The sequence below is a fragment of the Microcoleus sp. AT8-A3 genome (genome assembly GCF_036705675.1).
Classification (GTDB): domain Bacteria; phylum Cyanobacteriota; class Cyanobacteriia; order Cyanobacteriales; family Microcoleaceae; genus Microcoleus.
In genome coordinates this window covers 1-13,911 of record NZ_JAUBVD010000021.1, presented here as the reverse complement: position 1 = coordinate 13,911, position 13,911 = coordinate 1, and the positions used below count along the sequence as shown (strand labels likewise).

10 protein-coding genes are annotated in these 13,911 nt (G+C 48.0%); 9 read left to right on the top strand and 1 reads right to left on the bottom strand.

Annotation, left to right across the window (positions count from 1 at the left end):
- Nucleotides 1–402: 402 nt before the first annotated feature.
- The 4 genes from QUB51_RS14425 to QUB51_RS14410 all read left to right on the top strand — a co-directional run bounded on the left by QUB51_RS14425 (nt 403) and on the right by QUB51_RS14410 (nt 5,564).
- A complete protein-coding gene (locus QUB51_RS14425; RefSeq protein WP_333208249.1) occupies nt 403–1,626 on the top strand; it encodes a COP23 domain-containing protein in 1,224 nt (407 codons plus the stop codon).
- A gap of 328 nt (nt 1,627–1,954) precedes the next feature.
- Complete coding sequence (locus tag QUB51_RS14420) at nt 1,955–4,168, top strand: phosphoketolase (protein WP_333260417.1); 2,214 nt, start codon at nt 1,955–1,957, stop codon at nt 4,166–4,168.
- A gap of 79 nt (nt 4,169–4,247) precedes the next feature.
- Complete coding sequence (locus QUB51_RS14415) at nt 4,248–4,847, top strand: Uma2 family endonuclease (protein ID WP_333260420.1); 600 nt, start codon at nt 4,248–4,250, stop codon at nt 4,845–4,847.
- A gap of 117 nt (nt 4,848–4,964) precedes the next feature.
- Complete coding sequence (locus tag QUB51_RS14410) at nt 4,965–5,564, top strand: Uma2 family endonuclease (protein WP_333208252.1); 600 nt, start codon at nt 4,965–4,967, stop codon at nt 5,562–5,564.
- 601 nt (nt 5,565–6,165) lie between these two features.
- Here QUB51_RS14410 and QUB51_RS14405 read toward each other — a convergent pair.
- Entirely contained in the window at nt 6,166–6,984 is an 819-nt protein-coding gene (locus QUB51_RS14405) for a class I SAM-dependent methyltransferase (protein ID WP_333054778.1), read from the bottom strand.
- 364 nt (nt 6,985–7,348) lie between these two features.
- On the opposite strand from QUB51_RS14405, the gene QUB51_RS14400 reads away from it, so the two are divergent.
- The 5 genes from QUB51_RS14400 to QUB51_RS14380 all read left to right on the top strand — a co-directional run.
- Entirely contained in the window at nt 7,349–8,020 is a 672-nt protein-coding gene (locus tag QUB51_RS14400) for a response regulator transcription factor (RefSeq protein ID WP_333054779.1), read from the top strand.
- A gap of 95 nt (nt 8,021–8,115) precedes the next feature.
- The gene (locus QUB51_RS14395) at nt 8,116–10,047 is read left to right on the top strand and encodes a CHASE2 domain-containing protein (RefSeq protein ID WP_333260423.1); all 1,932 of its coding nucleotides are present in this window, start codon (nt 8,116–8,118) and stop codon (nt 10,045–10,047) included.
- 30 nt (nt 10,048–10,077) lie between these two features.
- Entirely contained in the window at nt 10,078–10,227 is a 150-nt protein-coding gene (locus QUB51_RS14390) for a hypothetical protein (RefSeq protein WP_333260426.1), read from the top strand.
- A gap of 356 nt (nt 10,228–10,583) precedes the next feature.
- The gene (locus QUB51_RS14385; protein ID WP_333260429.1) at nt 10,584–11,357 is read left to right on the top strand and encodes a DUF928 domain-containing protein; all 774 of its coding nucleotides are present in this window, start codon (nt 10,584–10,586) and stop codon (nt 11,355–11,357) included.
- Nucleotides 11,358–11,392: 35 nt separating this feature from the next.
- Nucleotides 11,393–13,911: CHAT domain-containing tetratricopeptide repeat protein (locus tag QUB51_RS14380; protein ID WP_333260433.1), on the top strand; the 2,519-nt coding region annotated here is incomplete at its 3' end.

The following is a 13,911-nucleotide window of genomic DNA, read 5'->3' as shown; positions in this document are numbered from 1 at the left end:
GATTTATCTCGCGCAAGTCAATCCCAAATCGAAAATCGAAAATCCTCAAGAAAGAGCATTTATCCGTGGGGTCGCCTCTAAAATCTCAAATCTAAAATCTAAAATCGATTGACGCGGGCTTCGTTTCGGTGCCGCTAGCCAAATCTTTGCCTCAAGGTTATAGGTTGGGCTATACAAATGAGGTAAAATCGGTATGAGTGGCGACCCGATTTTTAATGCCAAAGGTTTCTTGATTGGGATTAACTGTAGGGGCAAGTATCGAGATCCAAATTTTTGCGTTTATGCTTTTGAAGAGGGAAGTGAACCAACAGCGGAATTATCGGAAAAAATGGTTAAATCCAGTTGGGGAATTCCAATTAGTATATATTGGCAGTTCGCCTCGTTTCATCTAGGGAGTTATCGATGAATGTGTGGAGTTTGCGGTTTGACGCGCTGACAATCATCTTGACAGGTGCATTAACAGTGACGGCCCTTGTCAGTCAACAATATGCTGCCTGTGCCAAAACAGCAGAAGAAATTGCCCAGCTAGCGACCTTGACAACTGTGGAAGTCAACAATACGCTGGGTTTTTTTGCTAGTGGTTCGGGAGTAATTATTGCCAAACAGGGTAATATTTACACTGTTTTGACAGCTAATCATGTAGTGGCAAGCCTCGCTCAAAAATACAGCATTCGCACTCATTTAGAGAAGGATTATGCTGCGATTAGAATACAGCGCCTACCGAAAAATGACACGGATATAGACTTGGCTTTGATCCAGTTTCAGAGCCGAGAACAGTATCCAGTAGCACCAATGGGCGAGTCAGAACGTGCTGTTGTTGGTTCTGCTATTTACGTTTCTGGCTATCCGCTGCCAATTTCGGGAGTTGAACGAAAACTTGAGTTTACTACTGGTATCATCTCTTCTCGCTTGGGCAGCGCCTCATCAGGGTATCGTCTGCGCTACCAAGCTGTAACCAGGCGCGGGATGAGCGGCGGGCCTGTATTTAATGCTGATGGCAGGGTAATAGGAATTCACGGTCAGGGGGATACTGTTGGCACAATTAGAAGTCAGTGGAACGGTCAGATTGAGGAGATAAAAACGGGGTTAAATGCGGCAATCCCGATCGATGCTTTTATGGCATTGCTTTCACAAAACAAGCGTAACGGCTGGGACATTCTCAGCAATCTTTCTCTCAGCAGCGCCTCGGATCAAAACCAGCCGAATCGGAGTTATGGAGGATTTGTATGCGATACCTCCACGGGCGAGCCGGTGACTGTGTATCAAAATCCGCAAGGGTTCAGGGAGCCTTGGATTCGCTGGAATTCTAATTTCTTTTCTAGTTCTGGCTACGATCCTTTAACTCGCTGCCAACAAGTGACTCAGCGCCTTGAGAATTATAACCGAAATAAACAGCTAAATTATGTGACGGTGGGTATAGTAAATAACCAGAAAGCGATTTGCACGAGTAGCCGCGTTAATGGGCCTTGCGAAGGTTTGATCTACACGCTGCGCCGCGATCAAGATCCGACTCCTGCACTTAGCAGTTTTTTTGTTTGGCTGCGGAATCAAAAAGCTGTGCCTTCTCTTTCTGAAAGTGGTACTGTGCTGTATATCGATGTGCGGGAACGGCTGGAACAATTTTAGATTGGCGATTTGAGATTTGAGAGGGATTAGTAATGGGTAAACACAGAACCCGGATTTATTAAAAAACTCCGGGTTCTCAAACAACTACTTATTAGCTGAAAATTTGAGAGATTTTACTTATTTATCACTGACATAAGCTGTCGCGCATTTAAATTGCATATTCGAGGCGGGCGGGACGCTAGGGCCCTACTCCCCACAAGACTTTGATTGTTTTTTGACAGACAATTTAAAGGCCGCAACAGCTTAATAGAACTCATGATTTTTTGGAACACGGAAGCTATAAAATTACTATTATATTAATCCAATTCAAATTTTTCCGGTATCAAGCATGACAGCAACTACCCCGCAGGCAACGTCAACAACGCCCGCTTTTTGCGAAGGCATTCAATATTTTTCTGAAACAGTCCCTGGTTTTGATACTTATGGGAAAACACCTGCGATCGCCCAGGGGAGCAAGTCGATCGCCGATTCTGCCGATCCCGTCGCCGTCTTTCAAACGATGCTGGGAGCAGACGCCCTGCGCTACCTGACGCTACAAGTCACCGCTAGCAAGGCATCGGGACATCCGGGGGGTTTTGCTAGCCAAGCTGAGGCCTATGCCGCTTTGGTGATGCTCGGACACAAAAACATTGTCACCGAAGTCGGCCATCACGCCCCCGGCTTTTACAGCGCCATGTTTCTCGATCGATCTTTGGAGGATATGGGAATTTTCAACGTGCAGCAAGTACGCGATAAATTCCGAGAAAAAGACGGTTTGTTAGGACATCTTTCCGGTTTCATTCCCGGCCTTTTAGCACCGGCCGGCCCCCTCGGACAAGGGCAGCATTTCGCAATGGCGGGAGCGCTTTTGCACCCCGACAAACTGTTTGCTTTCACAATGGGCGACGGCGGCATGGGCGAACCCTATCCGATGAGCAGTATGGCGCATTTCCACACTGCTTATCCGAGTGTTACTAACTTTTTGCCTGTGTTGGTTTGGAACGGATATTCTCAGGAACATCACAGCATGGTTTCGACTAAAACTAATGCTGAAATGATTGCTTATTGGCAAGGCAACGGTTTTGAAGAAGTTATCTTAGTTGATGCTAAGGAATTTGACGATAAAAATCAACCGGAAGATTATGTGGACAGCACTGCTTTTTCGCTCGAACAGCGCATGGCATTTACCAAAGCTGTTTTACAAGGAGTAGACAAAGCGGCAAAATCTGCTCTAGGCGGCAAATTAACTGCGTTTATTATCAAACAGTTGAAAGGTGCCGGCGTCCACGCGCGCGGAGCAAAATCTCACAACCTTTATCCGAAAGATACGCTGGATGCTCCGCACATTGTCAGTGCTTTAAAAGAGCGCGCTTTAACTGCTGCTGCTTGGCAATTGGTGCGGACAAATTGCGAGCGTGCGGGCGGCGGGCCGGCGGCGAAAACAGTTGTGACTGAGTTTACATTGCCGCTGGCAGATTTAGGCGAATTGCCTTTAGAAGAATTTGCCGTTGGGGGAGAACCGAAGATTTCGACAACAGCAATGGGACGTTTGGTAGGGAAAGTCGGCGAGTGCGATCGGACTTTTCTTGTGACTAATGCTGACGGCAACGAAGCATCGGCAATTGCCAATATCAACCAAGCTCTAAAGATTATTCACCCAACGACAGATGACCTGTACAATCAATCGCCCAACGGTCAAGTTTACGAACCTTTGAGCGAAGATGCTTGCGCTGGTTTAGCGGTAGGTTTATCGCTATTTGGAGCGCGGAGTTTGTGGTGTTCCTACGAATCTTTTGCCATCAACGGTTTACCAATTTGGCAAACTGTAACCCAAGCAATGGCAGAATTGCGCCGTCCAACTCCGGCAACTGTCACTTTATTTACAGCGGGTGCATTGGAACAAGGCCGCAATGGTTGGACGCACCAGCGGCCGGAAATTGAGGCTTATTTTGCGGCGATGATGCGGAACGGCAATGTGTTTCCTTTGTTTCCACCGGATGCTAACAGCATTCAAGCTTGTTATGAGTGGGCTTTGACTGCTAAAAATAAGGGAGTTGTGATTACTGCAAGCAAGTCGCCGCTGCCAATTCGCACTACTCTTGAACAGACTCGCCAAGGTTTGCAAGACGGTGGAATAGTGCTGCACGAAATAGCAGGAGATAAGACAGTTGTGTTTGCAGTTGTCGGCGACATGACGTTAATGCCAGTGTTTGAAGCTGCGGCATTTTTGGAAACAGAAGGGATTGGAGTGCGAATTGTTTCTGTTGTGAATCCCCGGCGTTTGTATCGTGCTAGCGATGTTGCTTGGGATACTTGTTCGGAATCTGACGGCGGCTTTTTGAGCGATGAGAAATTTGCCGAATTGTTTGGCGGAGATGCCTTGATTGGCGTGACAGGCGGTGCTTCTGGGATGTTGGAACCTGTGATGCTCCGCAGCAATTGCCAGCGGGATACTTTCGCTTGGAAGCGGGGGGAAACTACTGCTAGTGCTGGTCAGTTGATGGCGTTTAATGGGTTGACTGCTGAGGCGTTGACTAAAAGGGCGATCGAGCTAGTTCATTAAGTTAGAATGTGAGTGAATGCCCCTGCCTGGTTTGTACTGGGTAGGGGCTAGTAATATTTAAAATAGGATGGTGATACCTATGACAGCAAAAATTTTAGAAGAAATAGGTACGCTTGCAGAACAGCGATTGATTCTCCCTGGTTACTATAGTTGGGAGCAATTTGAGGAGCTCGAATCTTTGATGGCCGACTCTCCGGGTTTGCGGATAACTTATCTTGATGGGTGGATCGAGTTTATGACAGTGGGCGAAGAACATGAAAGCTTTAAAAAAGCGATCGCTATATTACTGGAAGCATACTTTTTTGAACTCGGAATTGAATTCTTTCCTGTAGGGAGTGCAACTCGCAGAGACCGGGCAAGAGATGTATCATTTGAACCAGACGAGTCTTATTATATAGGTTCAAGAAAAGAGCATCCCGATTTAGCCGTGGAAGTAACGATTACTAGCGGTAGCACAAATAAATTAGCTAAATATCTGCGACTTCGCATTGCTGAAGTTTGGTTTTGGGAAAATAATCTGCTTGCTGTCTATCGGCTGCGCGAGGATGATTACGAGCAAGTTTCAAGAAGTGAGTTTTTGCCGGAGTTGGATTTAGCATTGTTGGTACGCTGCGTTTTAATGCCTTCAATAATTGAGGCAAGGACAGAGTTTCTTAATGGAATTCGGCAAGTGGGTTGAATGCTGAGGAGTTGGTAAAAAGTGCGATCGACCTGATTGGTTAAGTTATAATGCGAGAATCTCCCAGTTTTTAGCCGGGAGAATTTCTACTTTTTCCTAACTTCCAACTATACAATCATGACAGCAAAAGTTTTAGAAGAAATAGTTACGCTTGCGGAACAGCGATTGGTTCTCCCTGGTTATTATACTTGGGAGCAATTTGAGGCGCTCGAATCTTTAATGGCAGATTCTTCTGGTTTGCGGATAACTTATCTTGATGGGTGGATCGAGTTTATGACACTGGGTGAAGCACATGAGACAATCAGTTGTCTTCTTAATTTTTTGCTACAACTCTACTTTTGTGAAAGGGGAATTGAATATATTCCTGTAGGAAGCGCAACTCGCAGAGACCGGGCAAGAGATGTATCCTTTGAACCAGACGAGTCTTATTATATAGGTTCAAGAAAAGAGCATCCCGATTTAGCCGTGGAAGTAACGATTACTAGCGGTAGCACAAATAAACTCGCTAAGTATCTGCGACTTCGCATTCCGGAAGTCTGGTTTTGGGAAAATAATCAGTTGGCTGTGTATGGGTTGCGGGATGATAATTATGAGCAAGTTTCAAGAAGTGAGTTGCTGCCGGAATTGGATTTAGAATTGCTGGTACGCTGCGTTTTAATGCCTTCAAGGATTGAGGCTAGGACAGAGTTTCTTAATGGAATTCGGCAAGTGGGTTGAATGCTGAGGAGTTGGTAAAAAGTGCGATCGTCTACGAGAGCTTCCCTAACGACTTGATTGGTTAAGCTAAAATGTGACAGTCAACCATTGGCTCTCACAAAAAACCTTTGCGCGATCGGCTCCAAGGATTTGTTAGACTGGTATGTGTAAAGTTACTAAGCTCAGAAATATGAAAATTTATAACTTTGATATTAAATCTTTTAGAATCGGAATTATTCCTATCTCTCTTCTCTTAATCTGCGTGAATCTGCGTCAATCCATTGTCATCTGCGGTTAAAAATTTCTCTTTTTTTCACCGCAGATGAGGGCAGATAAACACAGATTAAACTTTTGCGCGTTTAAATTGCATATTCGGGACGGGTTCGCGTGCCCATCCCACAATAATTTGAGTGATTTTTGACACACAATTTAAATGGAGAACAGCTTAACGCAGATGAATTAGATAAATTATAGTGGCACCGTCTGTGATTGTTGACTATTGACTCGATTTTACGCCCGACGCTGAAGCGCGGATTTGATTTGTTAGCTGGGAATGTAGCGAGAGTGCTAGAGATTGTGCTGCGACGGGACATTAATATTGTGTGAAATATGTGTCTTAATTTTATTGAGTTTTTTCCCCGCAAGCCATCAACCAAAAACTCATCATAGATCGATCGCCCGCAGCTACAAACTCATCCCGCGAAACCAGATAGCTTTCTATTTCCGACTCTGAAATCAACCCTTGTTTGACCATTTGCAAAATGGGCCCGGAGTCAAGTAAAGGTTGGAACGCTTCAATTCCTATTATATCGCTGTGGCTGACAACGGCTTCTAAATCAACGCTAACAAACCCAGCTTCTTGGAGAATGCGGCACAGATTTCGCCCGACGCATAAATTGCCGCCCCGCGATGCGATTACCTGCTTGAATTTCTCCCTGACAATCTCGACTGACAACGGTGGATTTGTCAGCCAAAACAGATCCGCGTCGCTATCAATAATCACCAGTTTTCCCCCAGGCTTCAAGATGCGGAATATTTCTTTAGCTGCTGCGACGGGCTCTGGGAGGTGAACGAACAGCAAACGGGCGATCGCAAAATCGAAAGTGTTAGCCGCCAAACCAGTATCCGCAACCGATGCTTGGATGCGATTTACTCGATCGCCCCCTTTATCCTGCAAATATGCTACTGCTTTTTCGTGCAGTACCGGGTCAATTTCTACCGCTGTTACCGAACTGTTTGGCAGCAATTCTAACAGTTTTTCGGTGAAAAATCCAGGCCCGCTACCTGCTTCTAAAACATTCATCCCGTCGGCTAAACCGAACCACTTTAAATTGCGCGCTTCCTTTTCCCAACTGAGGAGAACTTGAGCTTTTAACCGTTGAATTTCTGCGTCAATTTCCAGATTGTACGTGTTTGCTTGATACGAACCTTCTGCTGGCATGAAATTATCCTTATTCTTACTAGGATACCAGGATTATAATAGAAATATAATCAAATCTCCGATCGAGTTATCTGTGCGTAAGATCGTTTCCGGTGGCATGGGAATGATTTAACCACAGAGGACGCTCCAGAACGCAGAGTTCGAGAAGAGAGAGATGAATACAGGACGAGGAAGTGCGGATTTTGCAACACAATCATCAGAATTGCGCTAAAGCGCAATTCTCGTTGCCGACATCCACAACTACATTTGGCGGACAGATGCAGGACGGAAACCCGGTAATTCCTCTATTGTAAGAAGATGACGGATTACCTAAACTCAAGATGCTGATTTTCCCGCATCCCTTACTATTTTTATTTTATGCACTATGCCCAAAACTCTAGCTCAATCTGAAAAACGAACCTTTTTAGTTGTGGATGACCATGCGATGGTGTTAGGTGGCACGCTTAACATTCTGAAGCAAGAATATCCAGAGGCAGAGATTCTGACGGCTTCGACGGCTCAGGCTGCCCTTGAGCAAATAGCGCAGAGAACCCCGGATTTGGTGATTGTGGATCTGGTGATGCCAGAGACGATCGGCGAAACGGCGCAAGCGAATTCAGGGCTTCAACTTCTCAAAACGTTGATGGATAAGTATCCGAGTCTGAATATTGTGGTGCAGAGTGCCCATGTTCGGACTTTAGTTTGGCTGAAACCGTCGATCGACAATCACATGGGCGGCTTCACAGTTGTCGATAAGAGCCACCCGATCAAAGACTTGCTAGCAATGGTTGATTGGGCGCTGCACGAGCGGATTTCTACACCCAGAGAGATCCGCAATGGGCTCCAACTCAAACCCGCCTGGATGCAGGTGTTGCAATTTGCTTTTCACGAGAGCTTGCAGGATACTGCGATCGCCAAACGGATGAATGTTTCTGAACGCACTGTGCAGTGTTACTGGAGTAAGATTCGAGATGTGCTAGATGTGCATACCGAAAATGACAAAAATCTGCGGATTCAAACGGAAGTGCGAGCTAGGGAACAAGGATTGATTGATTAGGCCTCGACCGAATACCAAGTCCAGAACAGGCAAGATGCCTGTTCCACAAGAATTATTGGAGATGTCTATTATTGAAGCCCGATCGAGAACAAGCAGTGAAAGCAGATATCTCGACTTGGCGGCGCGGCTCGCTTCCAGGGTTGATGGTGATTGTCGCTGTGATGATGGCTAGATTGAGCGGTGCGCTTCAGTTTTGGGAGTTGGTTGCGTTCGATCGATTTCTGCGGCTGCGTCCTCCTGAGCCAATGGATGAACGGATTGTAATTGTCGGCATCACTGAGGAGGATATTCAACGCGCTAGAACTTATCCGATTCCTGATCGCGACATTGCCGATTTACTCAAACGCTTGCAGGTCTATCAACCGATCGCGATCGGGCTGGATATTGTCCGCGATATTCCGGTTGAACCGGGTAATGCTGAACTGACATCGGTGTTTCGCAGCAGCAAGAATACGATCGGAGTGGAGATTGCACTGCCCGATCGCAGTGGCTTTACCGTCGCACCTCCGCCCGCGCTACCACCCGAACAGGTTGGCTTTGCAGATTTCGTACTCGATGCGGATGGCTACCAGCGTCGCAGTTTATTGGGCACTAACAACGATCGACAGGAATACCGTTTTTCCTTCGCAATCCGGCTGGCACAACTCTATTTAGCAACCCGAGGAATTAAGTTAGGTAATGGAATTCGCGATCGGGAGGCGAAGCGCTTTGGCAGCATTGAATTGACCAGAGTGCAGTCAAACTCTGGCGGATATGTGGGGGCGGATGCAGGCGGGAACCAAATTTTGCTGAATGTTCGCAGCGGGACAATGCCGTTTCGCCTGCTTTCTCTCTCGCAAATCAAATCGGGACAGGTCAACCCGGATTGGATTCGAGGCAAAATTGTGCTGATTGGGATGATGTCTTTTAGCGCGAAGGATTTGGCAAGTTCAGGTGCGATCGCAGGTATCAATCCCGGACGGATTTACGGAGTCGAAATGCAGGCCCACGAAACCAGCCAGATGATTAGCGCGGTGCTCGATCGGCGACCGTTGCTTCAGGTTTGGGGGGAGGGCTGGGAAACGCTCTGGATTGCGGTCTGGGGACTCTTGGGGATGAGTTTGGGACAATTTCTGCGATCGCCCTGGAAAATTGTGATCGGGCTCTTAATCGCTAGTATTACCCCGATCGCGCTCTGTTACTGGTTCATTCTTTTGGGATGGTGGGTGCCAATCGTACCTGTATTGCTCGTACTCGTGTTGAATGGGGTTGGGTTGACGGCAGCGTTATTTTATCGCCACGAACAGGAACTCCGACTGCGCTTGGAGGAACGTCAATTTGCGATCGAACAAACTTTTAATGCGATTCATAGCGGGCCTTTACAAACATTAGTGGTGATTTTGAGAACAGTTGGGGAGCAAGATCCGCCGCCGCCGTTTCTACCGGAGTTGCAACGCTTGAATCAAGAATTGCGGGCAGTTTACGGCTCAGTGCAGCGAGAAGCGATCGCCGATGAACCGCATTTGCGAATGGGAAGTGCGATCGAATTAGCCCTGCAGGCTCCACTGCATGAATTGCTCTACAAAGTCTATTGCAACACGTTAGAACAAGAACTGCCTTACCTCAAAACGCTCAAATTCAAAATTGTGCAGTTCGATCCTTTGAACACCTCGCATCTGCGGTTGGAACACAAGCGAGCACTCTGCCGCTTTCTGGAAGAAGCGCTCTGCAATGTGGGGAAACACGCGATCGAAGCCACTCGCTTGACCGTAATTTGCACTCAGGAGGGCGATCGGCAGGTGATTCGGGTGGCGGATAATGGTAGGGGAAAACCGTCTCAGTCAGAAACGCTTAGCTTGGCCCAAATGGATCGAGACAGGGAGATAACCGAAGATCCAAACCCTAAACTTCAACCTTCAGGATTAGGAACCCAGCTTGCAAAGAACTTAGCCAAACAGTTAGGCGGAGCATTTCGGCGCTACCCGAATCAACCGAAGGGGATGGTGTGCGAGTTAACCTGGTCAGCAAAACGGCGGTGGTTCTGGTAATTGGTTGGGTTCACCCTTGTCAAATCGTTTATGAACGGGCAAGATGCCAGTTCCACAAGAAATTCACTCTTTGTGGAACGGGCATCTTGCCCGTTCTTGAGAATGGTTCAAGAGCTCAGATATAACGATCGACAACACGGCAACTCTGGATACGGCAATGCCCAAAGCGTGTCAACTTAAGCTGTCAGTCCACCCAGTCCTCCCGCCCACCCGGCAGTCCGCCAGGGAATGAATTCCCTGTCTCATAGCGAAAGTCCTCTCAAAGAGGACTGAAGAACTCATTAGTCGTCTTCAGACGACTTTCGCTTTGAGGCAGGGGTTTAAACCCCTGCCGGACTGCCGGACTGAGGGTTTGCCCTTAAGCTGACACCAATAAGTAGGTAAACAAAATTAATTGCCGACTGAGTTGACTTGAAACCCTTGATACGTCTAAAGAGTAACAAAGTTGGATGTGTAATTAATTTTGTGTAGGTACTTATCTTTGCACCTTCCCGCAAGGACGCTTGCAGGTAGTCCTCTATTGTGTTTGTGTATTGATGATTACTGTAGAAATAGTTACAGAGGGGATTGCGATGATGACTCACGAGTTGAAGCGTCGAACCGTTTACTCTGCGGGCCTTGCGAGTTTAATGCTGAGTGTTTCGTTCTGGATCGCTCCTGTAGCGCTGGCACAATACACTCCTCCTGAAAACCCTTCTAAACCGAAAGAAACGGGGACGAATACCACTCGCGGGGGCAGTTGCGAAGCTAATTCATCGGCGAGATTGACTGCCTTAGTGCCGTTTAGCCATGTGGGACAGACGATTTCTGGGCATCCGACTTTTACCTGGTTTGTACCCGATCGCACTTCTCGTCCGTTGCAATTGAGGCTGTTTGCTCGATCGGGACAACTGCTTTACAGAACCGAGATGCAGAGTCAGCCAGGAATAATGTCCGTTGCTTTGCCCTCAAATCTGCCCCAACTGTCGATCGGGCAATCCTATCAGTGGCAAGTGGTGTTGGTGTGCGATCCGAATGTTCCTTCGAGAAATGTGGTGGCGGCGGCAGAAATCCAAGTCGTTGCGCCTGCTGCATCGTTGCAGACTCAACTTGCAGCGGCGCAAACTCCCCAACAGCGGATCGACCTGTATGCGGAGTCTGGGCTGTGGTATGACGCGATCGCGGAAGCGCGGAAAGCCTCTGAGACTTCTCAAAACCAAGCGGCTGTGCTGGAATTGCTAGATTCTCTTGCTAGTTCGGAAGCCGAACCTTTGAAAGATTGGAGCGATCGATTGCGACAAATTAGGGCGATCGAACAACAGCGACAATGACGGCGCTAACCCTCGCAATCCACAGACTAAATCCTATGAAATCTTTCTCGCTAAAACTGCTTAAATCCAGCGATCTTAAAGTGCGATCGGGCTTCCTTTTTCCCCTCGCCTTTTGCTTTTTGTTGGTTGCCTTTTACATTCCTCAGCAATCTCAACTCCCGGTTGTTGCTGGGGCGATCGAGGTTAGTGAAGCAGAGGGCGATCGGCTTGTGGAGCAAGGAATTCAACAGCTTGAGACTAGCCAATTCCCAGCAGCGTTGAATTCGTTCCAGCAGGCACTGCAAATTTATCGCGCCATCAAAAACCGCTACGGGGAAAGTGCAGCACTGGGCAATTTGGGAGTCGCTTACCGCTTTCTGGGCAACAATGCCAAAGCCATCGAGTATATGGAGCAGAATTTAGCGATCTCCCGCGAACTTAAAGACCGTCTTGGGGAAGCGAATGCACTGGGCAATTTGGGACTCGCTTACCACTCTCTGAACAACTCGGCCAAAGCCATTGAGTATTCACAGCAGTGGTTAGCCATCGCCCGCGACCTTAAAGACCGCCAAAGGGAGGGTAATGCACTGCGTATTTTGGGAACCTCTTACCACTATCTGGGCGACTATGCCAAAGCCATTGAGTATTTGCAGCAGTGGTTAGCCATCGCCCGTGAAATTAAACACCGCTACGGGGAAGGTAGGGCACTGGGCAATTTGGGAGCAGCTTACCTCTCTCTGGGCAACTATGCCAAAGCCATTGAGTATTCACAGCAGACTTTAGCTATCGCCCGCTCCATTAAAGACCGCTACGGGGAAGGTTCAGCACTGGGCAATTTGGGAGTTGCTTACCGCTTTCTGGGCAACTATGCTAAAGCAATTGAGTATTCACAGCAGTGGTTAGCCATCGCCCGCGACCTTAAAGACCGCCTTGGAGAAGGTGCTGCACTGAGGAATTTGGGAATCGCTTACAGCTCTCTGGGCAACTATCCCCAAGCCATTGAGTATACACAGCAACATTTAGCTATCGCCCGCTCCATTAAAGACCGCCAAGGGGAAGGTGCTGCACTGGGCAATTTGGGAGCCGCTTACCTCTCTCTGGGCAACTATGTCACAGCCATCGAGTATATGGAGCAGAGTTTAGCCATCGCCCGCTCCATTAAAGACCGCCGAGGGGAAGGTGCAGCAATGGGCAATTTGGGAATCGCTTACCGCTCTCTGGGCAACTATGCCCAAGCCCTCAAGTATGCACAGCAGTGCTTAGCCATCGCCCGCGAAACTAAAGACCGCCTTGGAGAGGGTAGGGCACTGGGCAATTTAGGATTTGCTTACCGCTCTCTAGGCAACTATCCCCAAGCCATTGAGTATACACGGCAGCGCTTAGCCATCGCCCGCGACCTTAAAGACCGCCTTGGAGAAGGTACGGCGCTCGACAACCTTGGAGCGACGTTCTTAAAAGCTGGCAACCCAACAGAAGCTGAAAAAATGCTCGTCAATGCCATTCAAGTTTGGGAATCGATGCGTCAAATGCTAGGCTCCAACGATGCGAATAAAGTCTCCATCTTTGAAGGACAAGCTAGCACTTATAGGATGTTAGAAAAAGTTCGGGTGGCTCAGAATAACCCGATCGCCGCTTTAGAAATTGCCGAACGGGGACGTGCCCGTGCCTTTGTCGATCTACTGACACAACGCTTATCAACTGGTGATGCCAATTCGGTCATCGCCACTGCTCCCAACCAGGATCAAATCCGCCAAATCGCGAAAGCACAGAACGCCACTTTGGTGCAGTATTCCATCATCTACGACACCTTCCAGATTGAGGGCAAACAACTAGGGCGTGAATCCGCGATTTACATTTGGGTGATTCAACCGACGGGCGAAATCACGTTCCGCGAAGTTGACCTCCAACCCCTGTGGCAAAAACACAACGCCTCTCTAGCCAGCTTAATTATTGGCAATCAAGAATTTCTCGCTGTCCGCAGTCGCAGCAGTTTTGGTTCTGCCCAACCCCAACCCAACTTACCGACGCTGCATCAACTGCTAATCGAGCCCATTGCCAGCCTCCTCCCAAAAGATCCCAATGCCCACGTCATCTTCATTCCCCAAGGTTCCCTGTTCCAGGTGCCTTTTCCCGCCCTGCAAGATGCCAACGGTACTTACTTAATCGAAAAACACACCATTCTCACCGCCCCCTCGATTCAAGTATTGGATTTAACCCGACAACAACGACAGAAGTTAGGCAATCAGCCAGCCAACGGTCGCGGAAATGCTCTGGTGCTCGGTAATCCCACGATGCCACAGGTATCTTTGTCTCCCGGAGAGCCCAAACAGCAATTGTCTCCTCTACCTGGAGCCGAAGCTGAAGCGATCGCGATCGCGCCTCTGCTCAATACTCAAGCCATCACAGGCGCACAAGGGACAAAAGCTGCGATCGTCCAAAAAATGCCCCAAGCATCGATTATTCACTTAGCAACGCATGGATTGCTCGATGATGTAAATGGATTGGGAAGTGCGATCGCTATGGCTCCTTCTGGTAGCGATGACGGCTTATTGACCGCAGAAGAGATTTTCGACAT

Coding starts and splice junctions, on each gene's coding strand:
- QUB51_RS14415 (WP_333260420.1), top strand. CDS start 4,248: ATGACAGCAAAAATTTTAGAAGAAATAGGTACGCTTGCAGAACAGCGA.
- QUB51_RS14410 (WP_333208252.1), top strand. CDS start 4,965: ATGACAGCAAAAGTTTTAGAAGAAATAGTTACGCTTGCGGAACAGCGA.
- QUB51_RS14405 (WP_333054778.1), bottom strand. CDS start 6,984: ATGCCAGCAGAAGGTTCGTATCAAGCAAACACGTACAATCTGGAAATT.
- QUB51_RS14425 (WP_333208249.1), top strand. CDS start 403: ATGAATGTGTGGAGTTTGCGGTTTGACGCGCTGACAATCATCTTGACA.
- QUB51_RS14420 (WP_333260417.1), top strand. CDS start 1,955: ATGACAGCAACTACCCCGCAGGCAACGTCAACAACGCCCGCTTTTTGC.
- QUB51_RS14390 (WP_333260426.1), top strand. CDS start 10,078: ATGAACGGGCAAGATGCCAGTTCCACAAGAAATTCACTCTTTGTGGAA.
- QUB51_RS14385 (WP_333260429.1), top strand. CDS start 10,584: ATGATTACTGTAGAAATAGTTACAGAGGGGATTGCGATGATGACTCAC.
- QUB51_RS14400 (WP_333054779.1), top strand. CDS start 7,349: ATGCCCAAAACTCTAGCTCAATCTGAAAAACGAACCTTTTTAGTTGTG.